Annotated in this window: 24 protein-coding genes and 1 other RNA gene; 8 read left to right on the top strand and 17 right to left on the bottom strand. The window is 70.0% G+C overall.

Annotation, left to right across the window (positions count from 1 at the left end; translation table 11 throughout):
* Positions 1-75: 75 nt before the first annotated feature.
* Positions 76-456: a transfer-messenger RNA gene (ssrA, locus tag Q0R13_RS16395) on the bottom strand.
* 140 nt (positions 457-596) lie between these two features.
* On the opposite strand from ssrA, the gene Q0R13_RS16390 reads away from it, so the two are divergent.
* Positions 597-1,202, top strand: coding sequence for a septation protein IspZ (locus Q0R13_RS16390; protein ID WP_293905862.1), 606 nt, complete (start codon positions 597-599; stop codon positions 1,200-1,202).
* Here the strand turns inward: Q0R13_RS16390 and Q0R13_RS16385 are convergent.
* Together Q0R13_RS16385 and ilvN are read right to left on the bottom strand one after the other, a co-directional pair.
* Complete coding sequence (locus Q0R13_RS16385; protein WP_293905860.1) at positions 1,096-2,094, bottom strand: hypothetical protein; 999 nt, start codon at positions 2,092-2,094, stop codon at positions 1,096-1,098. The genes Q0R13_RS16390 and Q0R13_RS16385 overlap by 107 nt on opposite strands.
* Before the next feature lie 176 nt (positions 2,095-2,270).
* A complete protein-coding gene (ilvN, locus tag Q0R13_RS16380) occupies positions 2,271-2,819 on the bottom strand; it encodes an acetolactate synthase small subunit (RefSeq protein ID WP_293905858.1) in 549 nt (182 codons plus the stop codon).
* Positions 2,820-2,856: 37 nt separating this feature from the next.
* On the opposite strand from ilvN, the gene Q0R13_RS16375 reads away from it, so the two are divergent.
* From Q0R13_RS16375 to Q0R13_RS16365, 3 genes are all read left to right on the top strand, one after another.
* Positions 2,857-3,669, top strand: coding sequence for an SDR family oxidoreductase (locus Q0R13_RS16375; RefSeq protein ID WP_293905856.1), 813 nt, complete (start codon positions 2,857-2,859; stop codon positions 3,667-3,669).
* 38 nt (positions 3,670-3,707) lie between these two features.
* Complete coding sequence (locus tag Q0R13_RS16370) at positions 3,708-4,022, top strand: DUF6665 family protein (protein ID WP_293905854.1); 315 nt, start codon at positions 3,708-3,710, stop codon at positions 4,020-4,022.
* Positions 4,023-4,108: 86 nt separating this feature from the next.
* Positions 4,109-4,627 (top strand): DUF1993 family protein, encoded by a 519-nt coding sequence (locus Q0R13_RS16365; protein ID WP_293905852.1) that lies wholly within the window; start codon positions 4,109-4,111, stop codon positions 4,625-4,627.
* Between the two features lie 40 nt (positions 4,628-4,667).
* Here the strand turns inward: Q0R13_RS16365 and ybaK are convergent, their stop codons facing one another.
* The 6 genes from ybaK to miaA all read right to left on the bottom strand — a co-directional run bounded on the left by ybaK (position 4,668) and on the right by miaA (position 10,011).
* Positions 4,668-5,138, bottom strand: coding sequence for a Cys-tRNA(Pro) deacylase (ybaK, locus tag Q0R13_RS16360; protein ID WP_293905850.1), 471 nt, complete (start codon positions 5,136-5,138; stop codon positions 4,668-4,670).
* 13 nt (positions 5,139-5,151) lie between these two features.
* The gene (locus Q0R13_RS16355) at positions 5,152-5,937 is read right to left on the bottom strand and encodes a VOC family protein (RefSeq protein ID WP_293905848.1); all 786 of its coding nucleotides are present in this window, start codon (positions 5,935-5,937) and stop codon (positions 5,152-5,154) included.
* A gap of 91 nt (positions 5,938-6,028) precedes the next feature.
* Positions 6,029-6,616 (bottom strand): hypothetical protein, encoded by a 588-nt coding sequence (locus tag Q0R13_RS16350; RefSeq protein ID WP_293905846.1) that lies wholly within the window; start codon positions 6,614-6,616, stop codon positions 6,029-6,031.
* Between the two features lie 99 nt (positions 6,617-6,715).
* Positions 6,716-7,126: a GFA family protein gene (locus Q0R13_RS16345; RefSeq protein WP_293905844.1), complete on the bottom strand. Its 411-nt coding sequence runs from the start codon at positions 7,124-7,126 to the stop codon at positions 6,716-6,718.
* Positions 7,123-8,913: an acetolactate synthase 3 large subunit gene (locus Q0R13_RS16340; RefSeq protein WP_293905842.1), complete on the bottom strand. Its 1,791-nt coding sequence runs from the start codon at positions 8,911-8,913 to the stop codon at positions 7,123-7,125. The genes Q0R13_RS16345 and Q0R13_RS16340 overlap by 4 nt, the downstream gene beginning before the upstream one ends.
* A gap of 168 nt (positions 8,914-9,081) precedes the next feature.
* Positions 9,082-10,011 carry a tRNA (adenosine(37)-N6)-dimethylallyltransferase MiaA gene (miaA, locus tag Q0R13_RS16335; RefSeq protein ID WP_293905840.1) on the bottom strand — a complete coding sequence of 310 codons (930 nt, stop codon included), beginning with the start codon at positions 10,009-10,011 and terminating at the stop codon, positions 9,082-9,084.
* Between miaA and serB the strand changes: the two genes are divergently transcribed.
* Positions 10,010-10,909, top strand: coding sequence for a phosphoserine phosphatase SerB (serB, locus tag Q0R13_RS16330; protein WP_293905837.1), 900 nt, complete (start codon positions 10,010-10,012; stop codon positions 10,907-10,909). The genes miaA and serB overlap by 2 nt on opposite strands.
* The gene (locus Q0R13_RS16325; RefSeq protein ID WP_293905835.1) at positions 10,909-11,571 is read left to right on the top strand and encodes an HAD family phosphatase; all 663 of its coding nucleotides are present in this window, start codon (positions 10,909-10,911) and stop codon (positions 11,569-11,571) included. The genes serB and Q0R13_RS16325 overlap by 1 nt, the downstream gene beginning before the upstream one ends.
* Positions 11,572-11,604: 33 nt before the next feature.
* Here Q0R13_RS16325 and Q0R13_RS16320 read toward each other — a convergent pair whose 3' ends face one another.
* The gene (locus tag Q0R13_RS16320) at positions 11,605-12,498 is read right to left on the bottom strand and encodes a protease modulator HflC (RefSeq protein ID WP_293905833.1); all 894 of its coding nucleotides are present in this window, start codon (positions 12,496-12,498) and stop codon (positions 11,605-11,607) included.
* Positions 12,495-13,649: an FtsH protease activity modulator HflK gene (gene hflK, locus Q0R13_RS16315; protein ID WP_293905831.1), complete on the bottom strand. Its 1,155-nt coding sequence runs from the start codon at positions 13,647-13,649 to the stop codon at positions 12,495-12,497. The genes Q0R13_RS16320 and hflK overlap by 4 nt, the downstream gene beginning before the upstream one ends.
* 116 nt (positions 13,650-13,765) lie before the next feature.
* Between hflK and Q0R13_RS16310 the strand changes: the two genes are divergently transcribed.
* Entirely contained in the window at positions 13,766-14,938 is a 1,173-nt protein-coding gene (locus tag Q0R13_RS16310) for an Mrp/NBP35 family ATP-binding protein (RefSeq protein ID WP_293905828.1), read from the top strand.
* A gap of 1 nt (position 14,939) precedes the next feature.
* Here Q0R13_RS16310 and Q0R13_RS16305 read toward each other — a convergent pair whose 3' ends face one another.
* The 6 genes from Q0R13_RS16305 to Q0R13_RS16280 all read right to left on the bottom strand — a co-directional run bounded on the left by Q0R13_RS16305 (position 14,940) and on the right by Q0R13_RS16280 (position 21,932).
* Positions 14,940-16,364: an MFS transporter gene (locus Q0R13_RS16305; protein ID WP_293905826.1), complete on the bottom strand. Its 1,425-nt coding sequence runs from the start codon at positions 16,362-16,364 to the stop codon at positions 14,940-14,942.
* A gap of 132 nt (positions 16,365-16,496) precedes the next feature.
* Positions 16,497-17,924 (bottom strand): MFS transporter, encoded by a 1,428-nt coding sequence (locus tag Q0R13_RS16300; protein WP_293905822.1) that lies wholly within the window; start codon positions 17,922-17,924, stop codon positions 16,497-16,499.
* A gap of 118 nt (positions 17,925-18,042) precedes the next feature.
* On the bottom strand, positions 18,043-18,945 hold the full coding sequence (locus tag Q0R13_RS16295) for an SDR family oxidoreductase (RefSeq protein WP_293905820.1): 903 nt from the start codon (positions 18,943-18,945) through the stop codon (positions 18,043-18,045).
* Between the two features lie 100 nt (positions 18,946-19,045).
* Positions 19,046-20,017, bottom strand: a complete 972-nt coding sequence (locus Q0R13_RS16290) for an HlyD family efflux transporter periplasmic adaptor subunit (protein ID WP_293905817.1) — start codon at positions 20,015-20,017, stop codon at positions 19,046-19,048.
* A 5-nt stretch (positions 20,018-20,022) separates the two neighbouring features.
* Positions 20,023-20,793, bottom strand: coding sequence for an ABC transporter ATP-binding protein (locus Q0R13_RS16285; protein ID WP_293905815.1), 771 nt, complete (start codon positions 20,791-20,793; stop codon positions 20,023-20,025).
* The gene (locus Q0R13_RS16280) at positions 20,790-21,932 is read right to left on the bottom strand and encodes an ABC transporter permease (protein ID WP_293905813.1); all 1,143 of its coding nucleotides are present in this window, start codon (positions 21,930-21,932) and stop codon (positions 20,790-20,792) included. Before Q0R13_RS16280 ends, Q0R13_RS16285 begins: the two co-directional genes overlap by 4 nt.
* 279 nt (positions 21,933-22,211) lie before the next feature.
* Here Q0R13_RS16280 and Q0R13_RS16275 point away from each other — a divergent pair.
* A partial coding sequence (locus tag Q0R13_RS16275) for a hypothetical protein (protein WP_293905811.1) occupies positions 22,212-22,633 on the top strand: 422 nt, incomplete at its 3' end.

Raw genomic sequence — 22,633 nt, 5'->3', positions numbered from 1 at the left:
GAGGAAGGTGGAGGGCTTCTGTTGGCAGGCGCCCCCGGACTCTTGCCGAAGAAGGAGGGCGCGTCTTCCGAGGAAGGTGGAGGGCTTCTGTTGGCAGGCGCCCTCCGGGCCCCGCCTAAGGATCTGAACCCCTAGGGCTTTAGGTTGGAATTCTATCGCGCTGCTTACGCGGCGAGACGGATTTCCCCAGCGAAGTTATCGTTCGCAGTTAGTTTAAGACCCGGAACGGTGGGTCAGGCCGGAAGAAAGCAACACCTTTAGACGTCTGTCGATGCTGATCGGCCCCGTGCTTCCACCCAAGACATGGGCGTCCCGGCGATAACCCGGAAGAAGGATTGGTGGAGCCGCCGGGAATCGCACCCGGGTCCAGTCCGCTTATGACGTGCGCGTTTATCTCCATAGTCGGGCGAACCCGACGACTGACATATAGGCGAGATGGATAGAGATTCAAAGGACTGACACGCGCCGCGCCATTGGCGAAGCGCCAGCCGCGCCGTGGATTTCGCGGATCACCACCGCCGCGTCGTGGGCGGACTCACGGGTGTCCGGCCCCAGGGCCTAAGTTCAGGGCATCGGATTTTTCGGGAGTTTTTCCAATGGGTAACCTGATCTTCGCCGGCCGCGCCCTCATCCAGGACCTGCTGCCGACCCTCGTCTTCGCGGTCCTGGTGGCGCTGCATGTGGACATCCGCATCGCCACCGGCGCCTCGGTGGCGGTCAGCGTCGCGCAGATCGCGCTCTACAAGCTGCTGAAGCGCCCGATCGCCCCGCTGCAGTGGGCCAGCCTGGGCCTGGTGCTGGTGTTTGGCGCCGCCGGCGTCCTGACCAACGACGCGCGCTTCCTGATGGCAAAGCCCACCCTGATCTACGCGATCATCGGCACGGTGATGCTGAAGCGCGGCTGGATGCTGCGCTACATGCCGCCGGTCGCCGAGGGCCGCGGCGCGAACGTGCTGACCGGCTTCGGCTACGCCTGGGCCGGGCTGATGTTCGTGACCGGGGCGCTCAACCTGCTGTTCGCCATCCGGTTTCCCGCCCTTTGGCCGGCGTTCCTGGCGATCTTCCCGGTGGCGTCGAAGCTCGTGCTGTTCGCCATCACCTATCTGACGGTCCGCCACTTCGCGATCCGCCAGCATCATGCGGAACAGGCGGCCCAGGCGCGGGCGGCCCAGGCGCAGGCGACCCAGCCGCAGGCGGCGTAGGCGAAGCGTCTTCGGGCTCCGGCTTCGGCTCGGAGCCCGGCGGTGCGCGGCGGGCCTCCGGGTTGGGCTTCAGCCGCCCGCCGCCCGCGATGAGTTCGCGATAGGCTTTGCGCGCGCTGCCGAACCCCGCCCCGCCCGGGACGATCACGTCGAAGCGTGGATCGTGGCCCAGGGCCGCGCCCAGCACCGCCTCCAGCACCTCCGCCGCCTCGCCGACCTCGGCCGGGTCGCACGCCCGGCGCAGGGTGACCGCGCGGCCGGGCGTCGCCAGGGTCAGGTCGTAGGCCGTGCCCTGCAGGCAAAGCGTGTCGGCGGCCCCGGCCTCCTCGACCCGCACGTCGCGCGGCGCGCCCCAGAGCGGCAGGGAACGCAGCGCCAGGAACCGCGCCGCCGTGCCGGCCGGCAGCCGCGCGTCGAACCCCACCCGCCGCCCGATCCCCGCCTCGCAGCAGGCCAGGCCCGCCCGGCCCTGGACGAAGGCGTCGCCGCTCCCCCGCACGATCACCCGCGCCACGCTCTGGCGCACGCTGTTGGCCGGCCGCACCCAGACCTCCAGCACCATCTCCTCGCCGCGCAGCAGCTGCCATTGCAACGGCATCAGGCCCCACAGCCGGTAGGTGGCGGCGTCCACGCCATTGTCCGGCTCGACCAGCCGCTCGCCCTTGCGCACCCGCCGTCCGCCCAGCGGATCGGCCGCCTCGGAGGGCTGCGGCCGCTTGTCGTCCCACCAGCTCCCGGGGTCCGGCGCCGGGAACGGCCAGATCTCCGCCGCCAGCGGCGAGGTCCCCCGCGGCGGGCCGGCGTCCTTGGGCGTCAGCCTGAGCGGCTGCCCATGCGCGGGCCCCGCCAGGACAGCGGCCGCCAGGGCGAGGAGGGCAAGGCGCGGGGACACGCCATGAAAGGATCGGCGGGGGAGGGCAGTTCCCCTTTTCATCATCCGCTCATCCCGACGAAGACCGGGACCCAGATGGAATGGCTCAGGGGCGGGCTCGAAGGGCGCGGCGGACAGCCGGCCCCCATCGGCGCTTTCCGATCGATCTCCCGGCCTTCGCCGGGATGCGCGGATACCTAAAACACGTCCACGCCACGCGACAGGGACAGCACCCCGGTGCGCGACACCTCGACCAGGCCCAAGCCGCGCATCAGGTCCACGTATTTGTCGATCTTCGACGAGGCTCCGGTCAGCTCGAACACGAAGCTCTCGTGGGTGGTGTCCACCACCTTGGCGCGGAAGATGTCGGAGACGCGCAGCGCCTCGACCCGCTCCGACCCCGTGCCGCGCACCTTGACCAGGGCCAGTTCGCGCTCGATGCCGTTGGGGTCGCGGGTCACGTCCTGCACGTGGCGGGTGGAGACCATCTTCTGCAGCTGAGCCTCGATCTGGCCCAGCACCTGCAGGGTGCCGCGGGTGACGATGGTGATGCGGCTGGTGTGCGACGCCCCGTCGGTCTCGGCCACCGTCAGGCTGTCGATATTGTAGCCCCGCGCCGCGAACAGCCCGACCACCCGGTGCAGCACGCCCGGCTCGTTGTCCACCAGTACGGCGAAGGTGGCGCGGCTCTCCTCCTGCTCGGCATGGGCGAGGTCGTAGACGGAGGCGGGCTGGGTTTCGGTCATGGTGAGTTCCTGGCGGTCGGGCGTCAGGTGTCACAGGATGGCCCCCATCGCAACCATCGGGCCGGAGAACACCATGGACCTCGACCTCACCGGCCGCACGGTGCTGATCACCGGCGCCTCCAAGGGCATCGGCGCGGCGGCGGCGGAGGCGTTCGCGCAGGAGGGGTGTCATTTGATCCTGGCGGTCCGCAGCGGGGAGGCGCTGGAGGCGCTGTGCCAGCGGCTGCGATCGGCACACCAGATCCAGGCCCGCGCCGTCCCCACCGACCTGCGCGACCCGGTCCAACTCGCCGCCCTGGCCGAGGCCGGCCGCGACGCCGACGTCCTGGTCAACAACGCCGGCGACATCCCGGGCGGCGCGCTGGAGGCCGTCGACGAGGCGCGCTGGCGTCACGCCTGGGAGCTGAAGGTGTTCGGCTACATCAACCTTACCCGCGCCATCTACGCCCACATGAAGGCCCGGGGCTCAGGCGTCATCATCAACGACATCGGCGCGGCCGGCGAGCGGATGGACGCGGGCTACATCGCCGGCTCCACCGGCAACGCGGCGCTCTACGCCTTCACCCGCGCCCTGGGCGGCAAGAGCCTGAAGGACGGCGTGCGCGTGGTCGGCGTCAGCCCCGGCCCGGTGGAGACCGACCGCATCGTCACCCTGATGCAGACCGCCGCCGAACGCCGCTTCGGCGACGCCAGCCGTTACCCCGAACTGATGGCGAACTACCCCCTGGGTCGTCCCGCCAAGCCCCGCGAGATCGCCGACATGATGGCCTTCCTGGCGTCGGACCGCAGCGCCTACACCACCGGCGTGGTGGTGACCATCGACGGCGGGATCGGCGCCAGTCCGGGCTGACCCTTGCGTCGCTGGAAAAGCGCCCCAACATTCCGGCCATGTCCTCCCTGCGCATGCCCCAGGCGCTCACGGCGCGCCTCAAGGCCGAGACCGGCGACGCCGTGCTCCACCACGAACTGCTGGGCGAGCAGGCCTATTCGCTCGGCCGCGCCGGCCGCAAGGTCGAGGCGGCGCTGGCCGCGCTGCGCGACCATCCGGGCGGCGAGGACCGCGCGGAGCTGCTGAAGGCCGCCGCTGACGCGGTCTGGGGCTTCCTGGTCCAGCGCGAGGTGATGGGCCTGCGCGACCGGGGCCAGGTGATCGCCCAGTACGCCATCCAGCGCGAGGTCCTGGCGCGCCTGGGCGTCCGCTGAGGCTGTCAGAAAATCGGGTTGGCGTTCGCGGGGGGATCCGGGCCAAGCTGGGTCATTCTCGAACCCCCCGGACGGACCCCCAACCCATGGCGATTTCCCTCTACGACGTCAGCGTCTCCTCCTACCTGCAGACCCTGAACGCGGTCTCCGGCTACCTCGCCAAGGGCCTGACCTGGGCCACCGAGGGCGGCCACGCCCTGGGCGACCTGGTCGAGACGCGGCTGCACGGCGACATGCTGCCGTTCCGGTTCCAGATCGTCTCGGTCTGCCACCACTCGCGCGGTGCGATCGCCGGCGCCAAGTCGGGAGTATTCAGCCCGCCCGGCGCATCGGACGCGGACTACGCCGGCCTCCAGGCCATGGTGGCGGCCGCCATCGTCGAGCTGAAGGCGCTGAGCCCCGACGAGATCAACGCCCTGGAGGGCCAGGACATGGCCTTCCAGCTCGGCGAGCGGAAGCTGCCGTTCGTGGTGAAGGATTTCATCCTGTCCTTCTCCCTGCCCAACTTCCATTTCCACGCCACCACCGGATACGACATCCTGCGCCAGAAGGGCGTGCCGCTGGGCAAGCGCGACTACCTGGGCGCCATGCGCATGAAGGTCTAGGCGCCCCGGTCACCTGTGCGGGCGCTGCCGCCGCGCCGACCTAGGTGACCACCGCCACCACCGCCCCCAGCGCCCGCACCAGGTCCGCCGGCGCGAGCCGCGCCTGCAACCCCCGCTGGCCGGCGTTCACGAAGGCCTCCGCCAGCGCTGCCGCGTCGGCGTCCACCACCGTGCGCACAGCCCGCTTCTGGCCGAACGGGCTGACCCCGCCGACCCGGTAGCCGGTCAGGCGCTCGGCGTCGGCCGGTTTCATCATCTCGGCGGACTTCGCGCCCAGGGCGGCGGCCAGCTTCTTCATCGCCACCTCACGGTCCGAGGCCAGCACCACGCAGGCCGGCTTGCCGTCGGCCAGGATCATCAGGGTCTTCAGCACCTCGCCGGCCGGGACGCCCAGCGCCTGCGCCGCCTGAAGGCCGACCCGCTCCGAGCCCGGGTCGTAGCCGTAGGTGGCCAGCGTGTACGCCACGCCGGCGCGGTCCAGGGCCAGGGTCGCCGGCGTGGTCTTCGACATGCCTGGCGCGCGCCTAGCCGGCCTTGCCGCCGACCACGGCAAACATGGCGCCCTGCGGGTCCATGGCCTGAACGATCCATTGGCCGCCCGGGACTTCCATCGGCCCGTTCGTCGCCTGGCCTCCGGCGCCGGCGATCCGTGCCTTGGCGGCTTCGATGTCGCCGACCTGGAAGTAGTAGAGCCAGCTTGGGGCGGGGATCTGCGGCGGCTTGGCCATCATGCCGCCGACCTGGCCGTCCTGGTTGCTGAACAGCTGATAGACCCCCATCTCGCCCATCGGCATGGCCTCGTCCTTCGTCCAGCCGAACATGTCCGCATAGAAGCCGAAGGTGTCCTGCGGCCTGCCGCCATGGAGCTCGCGCCAGCCGGCGTGGCCCAAGGTTCCGGGCGCCACCTGCGGCCGACCACCCTGCGGCGGGATCGGCTTCATGATCGCGAACACCGCGCCGGCCGGGTCGGCGACGATGGCGAAGCGGCCGATGCCGGGGATGTCGAGGGGCGGGCCCATGACTACACCGCCGAGGCTCGTGACCTTGGCCGCCGCCGCGTCGCAGTCGTCCACGCAGACATAGCCCGTCCAGTTGGCCGCCATGCCCTGGGCCTTCATCGGCGCGCCCAGGTTCATCATGCCCGCGACGCCGTTCCCGTCGGCGCTCAGCACCGAATAGGGCTCACCGCCGCGGTCGGGCATCGGCATGTCCTGCGCCGCCCAGCCGACGACCTCGCCGTAGAAGCGCTTCGCCCCGTCCATGTCGGGGGTGAGCAGTTCGTACCAGATGAAGCGGCCGTGGTCGGACATGGCGGGTCTCCCTTCGATTGGCGGCCCGAACGTCCCAGGGCGCAGTCTGGAAGACGCAGCGGCAGACGTCGATCCTACAGTCGAGGGCGCCTCAACGACGATGTGCGCGGGTCGGCGGTCCGTCTAGCGTCAAGGGCGCAAGCTCGACGGAGCGGCCCGGCTCTCCGGCCGGCCCTCGCCGCTTTCGCTTGTCTCCGACCGCGACGCGAAGGTAACCGACGAACCGCCCTCGACCGTCCCACAGCTCGTCCCGGCGCTGTCGATTGTGACCTGTGCGTCCGGGGAGCAGGTCCTCGGCGATCAGATAGGCCAAGCGAAGCTCATCCAGGATCTTTGGCCGGAGCCCTTTATCACCGCTCTGTTCGCTTCGGCCTTCGCGAGCCACGTTTGGAAAGAAGATCCGGCCCTGGTCGAGAAGCGCCGATGCCTGCGCCGCCAGCTCGACCCGCCGCTTGTTGAACTCTGCGTCCGGCCAGTACGCGCCGTGCAGGCACAGCGCCTCGATATTCGCCATGGCCGCCAGGCATTGGGCGCCCCAGGTCAGCAGCTGGTCGTCGCGCCGCTCGCGCTCGGTCCGCCGGTTGATGAACCAGCTGACGATGGTGAACGTCAGGCCCGCGAGTCCGACCAGCGACGCGGTCGCCCACTTGGTCAGGTCGGGCGAGAGCGGCAGGGTCACACCGGCTCCTTGCCCGCGTCGTCGATGATCGAGCCCACGTCGATCTCGCCGGCTTTCCAGCCGAAGACCTCGCCATAGAAGATCGCCCCCGCCGGAACGTCAATCCGGCGCGACGCCCGGATAGCGGGGCAGGTCGTTGTCGATCGTCCACCAGGGCGCCTTCGACGCCGCCTGCAGGTGGACGCCCGGCATCAGCTCGGCGCCGTCGTCGAGCGTGCCGGCCCGCAGGCGCAGGCTCGCGGGCGTATCGTCGCGTTGGCTGAACAACGGGCTGCCGCAGGTTCCGCAGAACACCCGCCGCTTGCCCGGCGAGGCGCGGTATTCGCGTAGGCTCTCCGCGCCCTGCACCAGCCGGAAGTCGGCGCTCGCCACCGGCACGTTGGCGCCGAACGCCGAACCCTGCGCCTTGCGGCATTGGGCACAGTGGCAGAACTGGATGGGCGCGAACGGCCCTTCGATCTCATAGCGGACGGCGCCGCAGAGGCATCCGCCGCCGTGCGTCACGGTCACACCAGGCCCTTGCCCTCGTCGTCGATGATCGTGCCCAGGTCGCGGGTCTCGTCGGCCATGATCATCTCGTTGTGCGCCTTGCCGGACGGAATCATCGGGAAGCAGTTCTCTTCCTTGGTGACCCGGCAGTCGAACAGCACCGGCTTCTTCACCGCGATCATCTCGCGGATCTTGTCGTCCAGTTCGTCCGGCGTCTCGGCGCGGAAGCCGACGCCGCCGTAGGCCTCCGCCAGCTTCACGAAGTCGGGCAGGCTGGACGAATAGGTGTGGGAGTACCGCTCGCCGTGCAGGAGCTGCTGCCACTGGCGGACCATGCCCATCCACTCGTTGTTGAGGATGAAGATCTTGATCGGCAGCTCGTACTGAATGGCCGTCGAGATCTCCTGCATGGTCATCTGCACGCTGGCGTCGCCGGCGATGTCGATCACCAGGCTGTCGGGGTGGGCCATCTGCACGCCGACGGCGGCCGGCAGTCCGTAGCCCATGGTGCCCAGGCCGCCGGAGGTCATCCAGCGGTTGGGTTCGTCGAAGTGGTAGAACTGGGCCGCCCACATCTGGTGCTGGCCGACCTCGGTGGTGATGTAGGTGTCGTAGCCCTTGGTCAGCTCGTACAGGCGCTGGATGGCGTACTGCGGCTTGATCAGCTTGGTGTCGGGGCGATAGCCGAACGAGTTGCGCGCCCGCCAGCCGTCGATCTGGGTCCACCAGGTCTTCAGCGCCGGGGCGTCGATGGCCAGGTTGCGCTGCTTCCAGGCGGCGATCATGTCCTCCAGCACGCTGGCGGCGTCGCCGACCACGCCGATGTCGACGCGGACGTTCTTGCCGATCGAGGAGGCGTCGACGTCGATGTGGATCTTCCGCGAGGTGGGCGCGAAGGCGTCCAGGCGGCCGGTGACCCGGTCGTCGAAGCGCGCGCCGATGCAGACCATCACGTCGCAGTCGTGCATGGCGTTGTTGGCCTCGTACGAGCCGTGCATGCCCAGCATGCCCAGCCACTGCGGGCTCGACGCCGGGAAGGCGCCCAGGCCCATCAGGGTCGAGGTCACCGGCGCGCCGGTCAGGGCCGCGAACTCACGCAGCAGCGCCGAGGCGCGGGGGCCGGAATTGATGATCCCGCCGCCGGTATAGAGGATCGGCTTCTTCGCCCGGGCGATCAGCGCCACCGCCTCGGCGATCTTGCCGGCGTCGCCCTTGGTGCGCGGGCTGTAGTTGTGGGCGTGCTTAACCTCGTTCGGGCCGAAGTAGGGGCCGCGCGCGAACTGGACGTCCTTGGGGATGTCGATGACCACCGGGCCGGGGCGGCCGGAGGTGGCGATGTGGAACGCCTCGTGGATGATCCGCGGCAGCTCCTCCACCGACTTCACCAGGTAGTTCTGCTTGGTGCAGGGCCGGGTGATGCCGACGGTGTCGCACTCCTGGAAGGCGTCGGTGCCGATCAGGTGGGTGGCCACCTGGCCGGTGATCACCACCAGCGGGATCGAGTCCATCAGCGCGTCGACGATGCCGGTGACGGCGTTGGTGGCGCCGGGGCCCGAGGTGACCAGCACCACGCCGGGCCGGCCGGTGGAGCGGGCATAACCCTCCGCCGCGTGGGTCGCGCCCTGCTCGTGGCGGACCAGCACGTGCTGCAGCCGCGGCTCGGCGTAGAGCGCGTCATAGATCGGCAGCACCGCCCCGCCCGGATAGCCGAACAGCACGTCCACGCCCTGGTCGATGAGCGCGCGGACCACGATCTCCGCGCCGGAGAGGGTGATCTGTTCGGCCTGGATGGTCTGGTGGGCGGTCATGGGCTGGGCTCTGGTTTGGGCATTAAAAAAGGCCCGCGGAGGGCCTGGTGCAAGCGACCGTTCGGTCCTGACGAAATGTCAGTCCGGTTACGGTCGCCTTACGAGTACGAGAATGCTGCGCACGAGATGTCCCGCGAAAGATACGAATGGCCGTGTCGCATGCCGTGCTCAGGCCGTCAAGGTCGGGTGAAGGGCAAGAAACTGCCTCCAATGGTCGCGGTGATCCAAGCCGGTCAGGCGCGGCCAGTCCCCCATCTGCCCGCGCATCCAGGTGGTCTGGCGCTTGGCGTAGCGGCGGGTCTCCTGCTGGGCCGCCGCGAGTGCGGCCTCCAGGCTCGTCTCGCCGCGCAGGTGGGCGGCGAACTCGCGGACGCCCACCGCCTTCATGGCCGGCAGGTTGGGGTCGAGGTCGCGGGCCACCAGCGCCGCGACCTCGTCCAGCGCGCCATCGGCCGCCATGGCCGCCAGGCGGGCGTCGCAGCGGGCGTAGAGCGCGTCGCGCGGCGGCTCCAGGGCGACAGCGGTCCAGCTCCCGGGCGCCAGCGGCGGCTCGTCGGCCGCCTGCCATTCGGAGAGCGCCTTGCCGGTGGTGGAATAGACCTCCCAGGCGCGCACCAGCCGCTGGCGGTCGCCCGGCGCGATGCGGTTCGCCGCCGCCGGGTCGGCCTTGGCCAGCCGGCCGCGGAAAGCGTCCTCGCCCAGGGTCGCGAGCTCCGCCTCGGCGGCGCGGCGCACGAAGGGCGGGATCGGCGGAATCTCGGCCAGGCCCGCGGTCAGGGCGCGGACGTATAGGCCCGTGCCGCCGACCACGATGACGTCGCGCCCGCGCGCCTGGATCGCGCCGATCGTCTCCGTCGCCGCCCGCAGCCAGCGGCCGACCGACCAGCCGTCGGCGGGGTCGACCGTCCCCAGCAGGTGGTGCGGCGCCCGCGCGGTCTCCTCCGGCGTCGGGCCGGCGGTCAGCACGCGCAGGCCCGCGTAGAGCTGCATGGAGTCCGCCCCCACGATCTCGCCGCCCACCGCCTGCGCCAGCCGCAGCGCCAGCGCCGACTTGCCGCTTGCCGTGGGTCCGGCGATCAGCCAGATGCGGCCGGTCATGCTGCTCGTCCTCACCACCGTCATTCCCCTGGACGCCGCCAACGACGGCGTGGACTTCAGCCTCGAGCCGCTGGCCGCGATCGGCGCGCGCCTGGGCCAGACCGAGGATCTCGGGTCCGACGCGCTCGTAGCACAGGACACCTTCATCGAGGCCGATGACCTGGGCGCCGTCCGCAAGGCCGTGAGCGGCCTCATGGCCGGCAAGCCTGCCGACTACTGTGTCCAGCCGGCCGAGGGCCGCCGCAAGCGCCTGCTGATCGCCGACATGGACTCCACCATCATCAACGTCGAGTGCATCGACGAACTGGCCGACTTCGCCGGGGTGAAGGACAAGGTCGCCGCCATCACCGAGCGCGCCATGCGCGGCGACCTGGACTTCGAGGCGGCGCTGCGGGAACGCGTGGCGATGCTGAAGGGCCTGCCGCTGGCCGACCTGCAGCGGGCCTATGACGAGCGGGTGCGGCTGAACCCCGGCGCGCGGACCCTGGTGCGCACGATGACCGCCCACGGCGCCAAGGCGTTCCTGGTCTCCGGCGGCTTCAGTTTCTTCACCCGCCGAGTGGCCGAGGCGGCCGGCTTCGACGCCAACCGCGCCAACACCCTGGTCGAGGCCGACGGCGTCCTGGCCGGGACGGTCGGCGAGCCGATCCTCGGCCGGGAGGCCAAGCTCGCCGCGCTGTGCGAGGAGGCCGCCGCCCTGGGCGTCCCGCTCTCCGCCACCCTGGCGGTCGGCGACGGGGCCAACGACCTGGCGATGATCGCCGCCTCGGGCCTGGGCGTCGCCTACCGCGCCAAGCCGATCGTTGCGGCGCAAGCCCACGCCAAGGTCGACCACGCCGACCTCACGGCCTTGCTGTACTTCCAGGGCTACCGCGCGGACGAGTTCGTGACGGACTGATGCCATTCCCCCGCCAAATCAAAGCCGTCGTGTTCGACATGGACGGCCTGCTGGTCGACACCGAGACCGTGGTGTTCGCCGCCCTGCAGCGAGCGGCCGGCGAGATCGGGCGCGAGATGCCGTTCGCCACCTTCCAGCGGATGGTCGGCCTGCAGCACGCCCACTCCGACCTGATTCTGGTGGAGCACTTCGGCCCCTGCCTCGACCTGGAGGCCTGGGCCGCCGCGGTCAGCCGGCACTTCCACGCCGAGGCCGCCGCCGGGATCGCCCTGAAGTCAGGCGTGGTGGAGATCCTCGACGCTCTGGACGCCGCCGGCCTGCCGCGCGCCATAGCCACCTCGTCCAGCCTGGCCGCCGTGCACGAGAGCCTGGGCGCCCACGACCTGGTCGACCGCTTCGACGCCCTGATCACCCGCGACATCCAGACCCGCGGCAAACCCCACCCGGAGCCGTTCCTGAAGGCTGCGCAGGCGCTGGGCGTCGACCCCGCCGACTGCCTGGCCCTGGAGGACAGCCACAACGGCGTGCGTTCCGCCTCCGCGGCCGGGATGATGACCGTGATGGTCCCCGACATGCTGGACCCCACCGAGGAGATGCACACCCTGTGCGTCCGCATCGCCCGCGACCTGCACGAGGTGCGCGGCTGGCTGGAGCGTCGCTGATTCCTTTCCCGCCGCTGGCGGGAGAGGACGGGCTCACTTCTTCCCGGTCGGTCCGTGCTCGAAGTAGCGGAAGAAGGCGCTGTCCGGGGACAGCACCAGGGTCGTCTGGCCGTCCGAGAAGCTGGCCTGGTAGGCCTGCATCGAGCGGAAGAAGGCGGCGAACGACGGGTCCTTGCCGAAGCTCTGGGCGAAGATCCGGGTGCGCTGGGCGTCGCCCTCACCGGTGATCTGGCCGGACTGTTCGCGCGCGGTGGCCAGCGTGATCGCCACCTCCTTGTCGGCCCCGGCCATGATCTCGCGCTTCTGCTGTTCGCCGAGCGCGCGCAGGCGGGTGGCCTCCTGCTTGCGCGAGCTGGCCATGCGCTTGTAGACGGAATCGCGGTTCTGGGCCGGCAGGTCGGTGCGGCGGATGCGCAGGTCGATGACCCGGATCCCCATGCGCGAGGCGGTGGCGCCCAGCTGCACGTCGGCGCGGGCCTGCTGCATCAACTGGGCGCGGCGGCCGGAGACGATCTCGTCCTGGGTGGCGGTGCCGAGCACCTGGCGCAGCGACGAACTGACCAGCCGCTCGATGCGGTCCTTGCCCTGCTCCTCGTCGCGCAGGGTGGTGTAGAACTCCAGCGGCCGGACGATCTGGTAGCGGATGAAGGCGTCCACCACGAGGCGCTCCTGCTTGGCGCCGATGATCTCCTCCTGCTCGATCAGCAGCGGCACGTTGCGCCGGTCCAGGCGCACCAGCTGCTGGGTGAAGGGGATCTTCATGTGCAGGCCGGCTTCGCTCTTGCCCGGCGGATTGATCACGCCGACGGGCTTGCCCAGCGCGACCACGATCACCTGCTCGCGCTGGTCGACGATGAAGAAGGTCTGCCACAGGGTCATCAGGACCACGGCGGCGATCACGGCGAGGATCAGGCTGCGCGGGTTCATTGGGCGGCCTTGGGTTGCGGCTGGGCGGCCTGCGGCTGGGCGGGGCCGACCTCGACCTGCGGCTGGGCTTTGGGCCGGAAGGCGTCGGGCGGCAGGATGATCGGGGCGGAGGCGCCCTTGGCGTCGATCACCACCTTGTTCGAGGACTGCAGCACCTGCTGCATGGTCTCGATGTAGAGCCGGTCGCGGGTCACGCCGGGCGCGCGGCGATACTCGGTCAGCACCTGGTTGAACCGCGCCGCCTCGCCGGTCGCGTCGCGCACGGCCTGTTCGCGATAGCCCTGGGCGCGGTTGGTGATGGTGGCCGCGTCGCCCTTGGCCTCGTTGATCACCCGGTTGCGGTAGATGTTGGCCTCGTTGACGGCGCCGTCGGCGTCCTGGGTGGCGTTGTTCACATCGCGGAAGGCGGCGACCACCTCGGCCGGCGGGTTGGCCGAGCGGATCTGCACCTCGACGATGCTGATGCCGGCGTCCCAGGAATCCAGGGTCTTCTGCATCAGGTCGGCGGTCTGGCGCTGCACTTCGCCGCGGCCGGTGGAGATGATCGGCTGCAGCGGGGTGCGGCCGACCACCTCGCGCATGGCGCTCTCGGCCACGGCCTTCACCGCCTGGGCGGGGTCGCGCGTGGCGAACAGATACTTCACCGGGTCGGCGATCCGCCAGGTGACGCGGAAGTCGAGGTCGATGATCTGCTCGTCGCCGGTCAGCATCAGGCTCTCGGCCGGGGCGTCGGCGGTCTGCGAACCCCCGATGTCGGCGTAGTTCAGGGTGGTGATCGCCACCTTCTCGACACTCTGGAACGGGGCGGGCAGGTGGTAGTTCATCCCCGGCCCGGACCAGCCCGAGTAGCGCCCGAAGGTCAGGACCACCGCCTGCTCGCTGGGCTGTACCAGATAGATGCCGGACAGCGCCCAGGCGGCGAAGGCCACGCCCGCGACGCCGGCGACGATCCCCGGCCTGATGCCGCCGGGGCCGCCCATCAGGTCGCGCAGCCGCCGGATGAGGCGCTCGAAGCCGGCGTTGAGGTCGGGGCCGCCCGGTCCGCGCGGGCCGCCGCCCGGCGGTCGTCTGGCGGGTGGATCGCGCTTGTCGCCGTCGCCGCCCGGAGGCGTACCCCAGGGGCCCGGGTTGGCGTTGTCGTTCCACGGCATGAGGCGGTGCGCACGATCCTGAAGCGGCGTCGTTCCCCAAACCCCCTGCGGGCTTGTAAACCGGCGCTGTCAGCCGGATATGAGGTCCCTCCCACGGCAAGGCAAGACAAAGCGGCATGAGCGAACCGGCAGGCCCCGACCGCTCCGCGATCCTCACGGCCCTGGATCGGGTGATCGACCCGAAGTCCGGCAAGGGGCTGACCGCCGCCGGCCTGGTGCGTGGGCTGGTGCTGCGCAGCGGCCGGGTGGCGTTCATGCTGGAGGTCGCGCCCGCCGACATCGAGCTCTATCGCCGGGTGCGCGACCAGGCCGAGGCGGCGATCGCCGACACCGACGGGGTGGAGACCGCCCAGGTGGTGCTGACCTCCGAGCTGCAGGCGCCCAGCGCCCAGCAGTTCACGGTGGCCCCACGCCGCGGCGGCCTGCCTCCGCCGCCCGGCGCCCATCGCGCGGCGCTGCCGGAGTCCGCGCCCCAGCGGCGGGCCCGTATCGCCGACGACCCGGGCGCCCAGCTGCATCCGATGGTCGATGCGGTGAAGCCGCCGCATGTGAACAAGGTCATCGCCGTCGCCAGCGGCAAGGGCGGGGTGGGCAAGTCCACCGTCGCGGTCAACCTGGCCGCCGCCTTCGCGGCCCTGGGCCAGCGTGTGGGCCTGCTGGACGCCGACATCTACGGCCCCTCCGCCCCCACCATGCTGGGGGTCGGCGGCGACCCCACCTTCGACGAGGAGAAGCGGCTCAACCCCATGGTGGCCTGGGGGATCAAGGTGATGTCGATCGGCTTCATCGTCGAGCCGGGCACGGCCAACATCTGGCGCGGGCCGATGGCGTCCTCGGCCCTGCGCAGCCTGATCAACTCCAACTGGGGAACCGCCGAGGAACCGCTGGACGTGCTGGTCATCGACCTGCCGCCCGGCACCGGCGATATCCAGCTGACCCTCGTCCAGAAGCTGAAGATGGACGGCGTGGTCATCGTCTCCACCCCGCAGGAGATAGCCCTGATCGACGCGCGCCGCGCCGCCCAGATGTTCGAGAAGACCGGCGCGCCGATCCTGGGCGTGGTCGAGAACATGGCGTATTTCGCCGACAGCTCCGGCGCGCGCATTCCGATCTTCGGGACCGGCGGGGCGAAGACCGAGGCCGAGCGCCTGGGCGTGCCGCTGCTGGCCGAGATCCCCATCGAGGTGGCGCTGCGCGAAGGCTGCGACGCCGGCCGCCCGCTGGTCGCCACCCACCCCGACAGCCCTGCGGCCCGGGCCTTCCTCGACCTTGCCGCCAAGCTGATCTGAGCTATTCGGCCGGCCTCAGCGGCGCTTCGCCGGGCCCGGCGAAGCTTTCCTCAGCGCTGGCCAGCGACGCCGGCTGTTGCGCCTTCAGCGCCGCGGCGATCTCGCTGTGCCGTTCGGGGGTGAGCTTGTAGCCGAAGAACACCAGGCCTCCGATCAGCACGAAGATCACCGGCGCGAACAGGTAGCACATCTGCAGGCCGAAGATCGCCTCGGGCGTGTTGTAGGCATGCGGCTTGGGGTTGAAGCCGACGTATTCCAGGATCGGCAGCACGATGATCGCGGTGACCGACGTGCCCACCTTCTGCACCAGGATCACCAGCGAATAGAGCACCCCGGCGCGTTCCTTGCCGGTGGTCAGCCGCAGCTCGTCGGTGACGTCCGCCACCATCGACCGCATCATCGGGATGAAGGCGCTGGCGGAAAAGCCGACGAAGAACATGCCCACCGCCGTGGCGGCCAGCAGCCCGGCCGGAATCGCCATCAGCACCGACTGGGTGATGGCGTAGGCGACGCAGGCGATCTGGATCGCCCGGTGCTTGCCGAACCGGTTGGCGATGTGCGCCCAGGTCGGCGCGCCCAGGATTCCGGCGCCGACATAGGGGATCAGCAGGTAGCTGACCTGGCTGATCTCGAAGCCCTTCGCGGTGTGGAAGAAGAACACGTACATCGGCGCGGTGGTGTTCGCGCCCAGGGTCAGCAGCAGGTCGGCCAGCACCAGCCGCGACATCGAGCCGGTGGTGAAGATGGCGGCCAGGTCCTTGAACGACGTCCCGGCGCCCTTGACGCCGCGCACCACCCGCTCCGGCGTGAAAATGGCGTTGATCGGGATGGTGACGGTGGCCACGGCGATCAGCAGCAGGGCCAGCCGGGGCATGGAGTCGCCGTCGCCGGGCTTCACCCAGCCGTGGGTGAGGATCGGCGCCGCCAGCAGGCCCACCGACCCGATGACCGCGATGCCCTGGGTCCAGCCGAAGATCCGCGACCGCTCATGGTAGTCGGTGGCCAGGTTCGCCGCCCAGGCCGCGTGGCTGAGGCCCAGCAGGGAATAGGCCAGGTAGCAGACCAGCAGCCAGGGCACGAGGTGCTCCAGCCCCGCCCCCGGCGGCGGGTTCAGCAACATATAGATGCCCAGCCAGAAGACCGGCAGCGACAGCACGAACCACGGCTTGAAGCGCCCGAACGGGGTCTCGAACCGGTCCATGACCCAGCCCAGGGCGAAGTCGAAGCCGACGTCGATGAGCCGCAGGGAACTCAGCGTCGCGCCCAGCACGCCCAGCTTGATCCCCACCGTACCCGCATAGAACGGGGTGATGTAGGTGCCGAGCACCAGGAGCAGCATGTAGACCGGGATGCTGCCGGTGGCGAAGGCCCAGACCCGGGGCAGGGGCAATCGAGTCGGTGGGGGTGTGCCCGCGGCGTGGCTCAAGACGTCCTCCCATCAAGTCCCGGTCGCCCTCTTGCGGGGCGTCATGCGGTCAGGTGAGGCCCACGCGCGCCGCCGCGCAAGCCATTTCGAACGGGGGGTATGGCTGCGGCGCTTACCGGCCGGTGCGCGGAGCTATTGGGGCCGGCCGGCCGCCGCCAGGTCGGTGTCGCCGATCAGGCTCTCCAGCGCCGCGGCCGGATCGTCCATGGCGTCGCGATCGTCCAGCTGCCGGCGGATGTCGGCATGCCGCTCGGCGGTCAGCCGGTAGCCGATGAAACAGGCGCCGGCGATCATCACGAAGACGATCGGGCCGATGATATAGGCCAGCTCCAGGCCGCGAATCTGGTCGGGCCCGTTCACCGCGCCCGGCTTGAAGTTGTAGCCCACCGCGCCCAGCACCGCGAAGGTGATGACCGCCGCCATGGCCGCCGCCGCCTTGGTGGTGCCGCTGGTCAGGGCATAGAGCAGGCCCACCAGGTTGCGGCCCTTTTCCAGCCGGATCTCGTCGCCGATGTCGGCGGTCAGCGAGCGGATCAGCACCACGAAGCCGGCGGCGAAGGACCCGGCCACGAACATCGCCGGGGCGGCGGGCAGGAACTGGCCTTTCGGCAGCAGGAACAGCACGATCAGGGTCAGCGAATAGCCGGTGGTCTGGACCATCAGCGCCCGGTGCTTGGAAATCCGGTTGGCCAGCCAGGCCGCCGCCGGCGCCCCGGCCAGCCCGGCCAGGATGTAGATCGCCAGCAGGATATTGGCCGCCGAGACGCTGAAGCCGCGGCTGTCTTCGAAGAAGAACAGGTAGAGCGCCGCCATCCAGCCGGGCCCCAGGGTGACGCAGAAGTCGGCCGCCATCAGGCGCAGCACATTGGGACGCACCAGCAGGGCCGCGTAGTCCGAGGCCTTGAACCGCTGGGCGTGGTTGTCCTCCACGATCCGCTCGGGCGTGCGCAGCAACGCGATCAGGATGCTGACCGGCGCCAGGCCCATCAGGAACCAGCCGATGGCGTGCACGCCCTCGGCCTCGCTCAGATGCCGGCTGTCGGTGAAGATCGGGATCGCCAGCACCATGGCCGCGCCCAGCACGCCCATCCCGGTCTGCGCGCCGAAGATCCGCGAGCGCGCCTTGTAGGTGGTGGCCAGGGTCGAGGCCCAGGCGTTGCCGGCCACCAGCAGGAACGACATGCCGAGGTAGAGGACCAGCAGCCAGAGCACGAGGTAGCTCCGGCTGACCCCCGGCTCGGCCTGGTAGGTCATGTAGATGGCGAGGATCAGCACCGGCGCCGCCAGGATCAGCCACGGGCGGTAGCGGCCCATCCGGCTCCGCGAGCGGTCCATCGTCAGGCCCAGCGCCGGGTCCACCGGAATGTCGATCAGGCGCACCAGGCCGAAGATCGCCCCGGCCGTGGCGCCCATCCCCAGCGAGGTGGCGAAGAACCGCGGCAGTTGCACCGCCGCCGACAGCTGCAGGGCCGCGAAGGGCATATAGGCCGCGGCGAAGGCCAGGATGGCCGGAAGCGAGAGCGAGCGCGCGGATGCGGCCGGATTGCCTTGGGCTGCCAAACTGTCCTCCGAACGCGCCTCTCGCGGACGCAAGCCCCAAGGTTAGGCGCGAGCCCCGCGAAAGGGGCAAGCGGAATTGGATTACAAAAAGGAAACCGTGAGTAGTTCCTCCCCCGGACTACCCGCCCTGCATCTTCCGGAAGACCTTCTGGGTCTGTTCGCCGCCGTTGAAATAGGCCTTGGCGCCGGTCTCGTCGGAGATCTTGGCCCAGCTGTCGCGGACGCTTTCGACGCTGGCCTCGTGGCCCAGGAAGACCCCCTCGGTCTCGACGATGCGGGCGAGCGCGAAGGCGCCGGCGCCGGCGGTCAGGATACTGCCGGTGGGGGCCTCCTCCGAGCACAGGAACACCACGCCGGGGGTCACGAACTCCGGCTTCAGCTGCTCCAGCACCGCGGGCGGCATCAGGTTCTCGGTCATCCGGGTGGCGGCCACCGGGGCGATGGCGTTGACGTGGATGTTGTTCTTCTGGCCCTCCAGCTTCAGCGTGTTCATGAAGCCGATCAGGCCCAGCTTGGCCGCGCCATAGTTCGACTGGCCGAAGTTGCCGTAGAGGCCGGACGAGGAGGTGGTCACCACGATCCGCCCATAGTTCTGGGCGCGCATGATCTCCCAGACCGCCTTGGCCGGCTTCACGGTGCCGAACAGATGGACGTCGACCACCACCTGGAAGTCGCCGAACTCCATCTTGGCGAAGGATTTGTCGCGCAGGATGCCGGCGTTGGCGATCAGGATGTCGATGCGGCCCCAGGCGTCCATGGCGTCGGCCACCATGCGCGCCACGCCGGCGTCGTCGGTCACCGAGGAGCCGTTGGCGATGGCTTCGCCGCCGACCGCCTTGATCTCCTCGACGACCTTCAGCGAGGCCTCGGAGTGCCCGCCCGCGCCGTCCATCGACCCGCCGAGGTCGTTGACCACCACCTTCGCGCCGCGTTTGGCCAGTTCCAGGGCATGCGCCCGGCCCAGCCCGCCGCCGGCCCCCGTCACGATCGCCACTTTGCCGTCGAAGCGGATGTCCGCCATGTGAGCCCCCTGGGAACCAAATCGGCGGCGGTTTTGCGGCGCGGAAAGGGTGGCGTCAAGGACGCGCCTTTCCCTCCCCATGAAGGGGAGGGAAAAGAACTCAGCTCTTCGGGGCGACGACCGCCTGGGCCGTCTGCTGGCCGCGGACGAACTTCACCAGGACGCGCTGGCCGATCAGGAACGGGGCGCCGGAGCTGTCCACCACCACCTCGACCACGCGGTCGTCGGTCTTCTCGCCGGGATCGTCGGACTGCAGCTTGCGGGCGCCGAACACGGCGGCGCGGCGCAGCACCTTGCCGGGATAGACCTTGGTAGGGTCGCTTTCCGGCGACATCTGCACGGTCTGGCCGATGTCCACGAAGCTCAGCGAGCCCTCGGCGATCTCGGCGCGGACGATGCGGCCGGCCTTCGGCTCCAGGTCGAACATGTTGGAGACGTTCAAGGTCGAGGCGCCGGCGCCCGGGTTGGCGTAGCGGCGCACGATGCGGCCGTCGGCCGGCGCGCGGATGATGCTCAGCTCCTGGTCGTAGCGGGCGACGTTGGCGGCGGCCTGGGCGGTCTCGACCGAGGCCTGCTGGGCCTCGATGCGGGCGTCGGCCTCGCGCACCGCGTCGCGGGCCTGGTCGAGCTTCTGGGCCGCCACGAAGTTGGACGGGGCCAGGGTTTCCAGCCGCTTCAGCTCGCGCTGGGCCGTCGCGAGCTGCACCTGCAGCAGCGCCAGGGCGGCATGGGCCTGGCGCACCTCGGCCTGGGCGCGCGCCGCCGCGAGGCGGGGTTCGTCGTCCTCCAGCCGGGCCAGCACCTGGCCCTTGGTGACCATGTCGCCTTCCTGGGCCACCACCTCGTCGATCACCCCGGCGCGGCGGGCGGCCACCTGGATGATCCCGCCTTCTACGTCGGCCTTGCCGTTGGCGATGGCGGCGTAGGGGCTTGGCTTCACGCTCGCCGCCGCCTTGGTCTCCTCGGCCTTCCTGGCCTTGGCCTGGCTCTGCAGGAACAGGCCGCCGCCGCCGGCGAGGGCGACGATCACCAGGGCGATCCAGACGAAACGGTTGCGGAACAGGGCGAGCATGGTCTTCAGGCTCCGATGAGCGCGGGTTGGCGGTGGTCGGCGTCGGCGTTGGCGTGTGGCCCAGGGTCTGCGGGTGTGTGATCCACCCGGCGGTCGTCCAGGATGCGGCCGTCCTCCAGGTGGATGACCCGGTCGGCATAGGCTTCCAGGCGCGGGTCGTGGGTCACGCAGATCACCGCGGCGCCGTACTGCTTGGCCGCCCGCTGGATCAGCTTAATGACGATCTGGCCGTTCTCGCCGTCCAGCGCGCTGGTGGGTTCGTCAGCGAACAGCAGCCGCGGGTCCTTGGCGAGCGCGCGGGCGATGGCCACCCGCTGCTTCTCGCCGCCGGACAGCTCGGAGGGGCGCTGGTTCAGCTTGGTCTCCAGCCCGACTTCCATCAGGGCGTTGGCGGCCTTCTCGCGGGCGACCTTCTTGGAGTGGCCCTGGTACTTCAGGATGATCTCGACCTGCTGCAGGGCGGTCAGCGCCGAGAACAGGTTGAAGCCCTGGAAGATGAAGCCGCAGTGGTCCAGGCGGAAGCGGTCCAGCCTGCCCGAGCGCAGGCCCCAGACGTCCTGGTCCAGCGCCCGGACCTTGCCCTCGTCGGGCTTCAGCAGGCCGGAGAGCGCGGCGACCAGGGTCGACTTACCGGAGCCGGAGGGACCCATGACCATGGTCACCTCGCCGTGGCTGGCGTCGAAGTCGACCCGCTTCAGCACCTCGATGTGCGTGCGGCCGGTCTTGAAGCGCTTGTAGACGCCATGCGCCTGGATGGCGGTCGGGTTCGAGCTCATCGCAGCAGGTCCGCAGGCTGGCTCTTCTTCAGGATGCCCAGGGCCAGCAGGCCCGAGGCGCCCGAGATGACGAGCAGGAGGATGGAAACGCCGATCACCCAGGGCAGGGGGAAACCCATGGGCAGGCCGCCGTGGGTGGCGAGCAGATAGACGCCGTAGGTGAACAGGGCGGTGGCGATCAGACCGGCGATCCCGACCCAGAAGCTGAGTTCCATCACGATGATCCGCAGCGAGCCCATGCCGACGCCGAGCGCGCGCAGGGAGGCGAATTCCTTGATGCTGGAGAGGATGGCGCCGCGCAGGGTCTGCGACGTGATCCCCACCCCGATCAGGAAGCCCAGGAAGACGGAGAAGCCCAGGAAGATGCCGATGATCTGTTCGCTCATGATCGCTCTCTGGTTGGCGTCGGCCAGCTCCTGGCGGGTCCAGGCGCGGTAGCTGTCGCCGGCCGTCCTGTTCAACTGGTCGCGCACCGCCTCGGCCTGGCGCGGGTCGCGGATGCGCACCATCAGGGGGCCGGTCTTGCCGTTGTGGGCGAGCATGCCCATCAGCCGCAGGGTGTCGCGCGACATGGTCACCGAGGCGTTGTTGATGTCCGGATAGCCTTGCAGGACGCCGCGCACGTGCACGGTGCGGCCGTTCAGCGAGGCGTCATCGCCCAGCTTGACCCCGAGGCGCTTCAGCTGCGTCTCGTCGATGACCACCGAATAGGGCTCCAGCAGCGCCGTGCGGATCTCGTCGGTGAAGTCCACCGGCAGGTTCACCGCGCCCGGCCGGGTATCGACCATGTTGATGTTGATGTAGGTGGTGACGGCCTTCTTGCCGTCCTTGGGATGGTTCACCCACCGCCCGCCGTCGCCGTCGAACGAGGCCACCTCGAGCACTTCGGGGTTCATGTAGAGCTGCGGCTGCAGGCGCGCGGGCAGCGAGCCGCCGCCGGAGTTGATCAGGCTCTCCATCTTCTTCGGCAGGATCATGATGTCCGCGCGGGAGCGGTCGATGGTGGCCGTGGCCCCCTTCACGATGCCGGTGAACATGCCCACCTGGGCCAGGATCAGCAGGCCCGAAAAGGCCAGCGCCACGACGGCCGCCGTGTAGCGCCGCCACTCGTAGAGCAATGTTGCCAATGCCAGTGACATCTTGACTTAACGCCCTCGCCTGTGAGCGTCGGGTGTCGTCGTCCGGACCCCGGGGAACCAGTTAAATCGCGGTAAGGCGAGACGACCGGACAGGGCTCCGAGGCGACGAAATGCGCTCGTTACAGAGAGGCGCGGGGTCGGTTCGGCGGATGCGGCGGCGGCGATTAAACCTTTGTAATCCAGGGGCCGCGGCGCGCCGGCGCCGGGTTTGGGACAATTTCTTAAGTCCTGGGTCCTATGAGTGTCGGCCTGCCGGCGCGTATCGCCTCTGAGCCGATCATGGACGCGACCTCCCCAAACACCGCCGCTAGCGCCGCCGCCTATGTCAGCGCGCGCGCCGCCCTGGGCCGCACCCAGCCGGACTTCGCCGACCGGATGACGCGCTTCGACGACCTGTCGGGCACGGTGCTCGACGCCAACGGCAAGTCGACCGACGACCAGCGCGTCCAGGCCTATCAGAGCCTGCAGACCATGAGCGTCACCGGCCAGCTGATCGGCATCGAGGACGACCGCCGCAAGGTCCTCGACCAGGCCACCTTCGACAGCGACATCGGCCAGCGCGCCCAGCAGCTGTCGTCCGGCTTCATCCAGTCGGTGAACGCCGCCGCCCAGGCGGGCGGCGCGGCGGCGGGCCTGAAGGCGGCGCAGGCGTCGTTCGACAGCCTGTCGGCCGCGGACCAGAACCTGCTCTTCCGCCGGGT

It is taken from the genome of Phenylobacterium sp. (assembly GCF_025351295.1).
Classification (GTDB): Bacteria; Pseudomonadota; Alphaproteobacteria; order Caulobacterales; family Caulobacteraceae; genus Phenylobacterium.
The sequence above is the reverse complement of the archived record's forward strand: the minus strand, read 5'-3'. Positions and strand labels throughout refer to the sequence as shown.

Coding starts and splice junctions, on each gene's coding strand:
- Q0R13_RS16390 (WP_293905862.1), top strand. CDS start 597: ATGGGTAACCTGATCTTCGCCGGCCGCGCCCTCATCCAGGACCTGCTG.
- ilvN (WP_293905858.1), bottom strand. CDS start 2,819: ATGACCGAAACCCAGCCCGCCTCCGTCTACGACCTCGCCCATGCCGAG.
- Q0R13_RS16375 (WP_293905856.1), top strand. CDS start 2,857: ATGGCCCCCATCGCAACCATCGGGCCGGAGAACACCATGGACCTCGAC.
- Q0R13_RS16370 (WP_293905854.1), top strand. CDS start 3,708: ATGTCCTCCCTGCGCATGCCCCAGGCGCTCACGGCGCGCCTCAAGGCC.
- Q0R13_RS16365 (WP_293905852.1), top strand. CDS start 4,109: ATGGCGATTTCCCTCTACGACGTCAGCGTCTCCTCCTACCTGCAGACC.
- ybaK (WP_293905850.1), bottom strand. CDS start 5,138: ATGTCGAAGACCACGCCGGCGACCCTGGCCCTGGACCGCGCCGGCGTG.
- Q0R13_RS16355 (WP_293905848.1), bottom strand. CDS start 5,937: ATGTCCGACCACGGCCGCTTCATCTGGTACGAACTGCTCACCCCCGAC.
- Q0R13_RS16340 (WP_293905842.1), bottom strand. CDS start 8,913: ATGACCGCCCACCAGACCATCCAGGCCGAACAGATCACCCTCTCCGGC.
- serB (WP_293905837.1), top strand. CDS start 10,010: ATGCTGCTCGTCCTCACCACCGTCATTCCCCTGGACGCCGCCAACGAC.
- miaA (WP_293905840.1), bottom strand. CDS start 10,011: ATGACCGGCCGCATCTGGCTGATCGCCGGACCCACGGCAAGCGGCAAG.
- Q0R13_RS16325 (WP_293905835.1), top strand. CDS start 10,909: ATGCCATTCCCCCGCCAAATCAAAGCCGTCGTGTTCGACATGGACGGC.
- Q0R13_RS16320 (WP_293905833.1), bottom strand. CDS start 12,498: ATGAACCCGCGCAGCCTGATCCTCGCCGTGATCGCCGCCGTGGTCCTG.
- hflK (WP_293905831.1), bottom strand. CDS start 13,649: ATGCCGTGGAACGACAACGCCAACCCGGGCCCCTGGGGTACGCCTCCG.
- Q0R13_RS16310 (WP_293905828.1), top strand. CDS start 13,766: ATGAGCGAACCGGCAGGCCCCGACCGCTCCGCGATCCTCACGGCCCTG.
- Q0R13_RS16295 (WP_293905820.1), bottom strand. CDS start 18,945: ATGGCGGACATCCGCTTCGACGGCAAAGTGGCGATCGTGACGGGGGCC.
- Q0R13_RS16290 (WP_293905817.1), bottom strand. CDS start 20,017: ATGCTCGCCCTGTTCCGCAACCGTTTCGTCTGGATCGCCCTGGTGATC.
- Q0R13_RS16285 (WP_293905815.1), bottom strand. CDS start 20,793: ATGAGCTCGAACCCGACCGCCATCCAGGCGCATGGCGTCTACAAGCGC.
- Q0R13_RS16280 (WP_293905813.1), bottom strand. CDS start 21,932: ATGTCACTGGCATTGGCAACATTGCTCTACGAGTGGCGGCGCTACACG.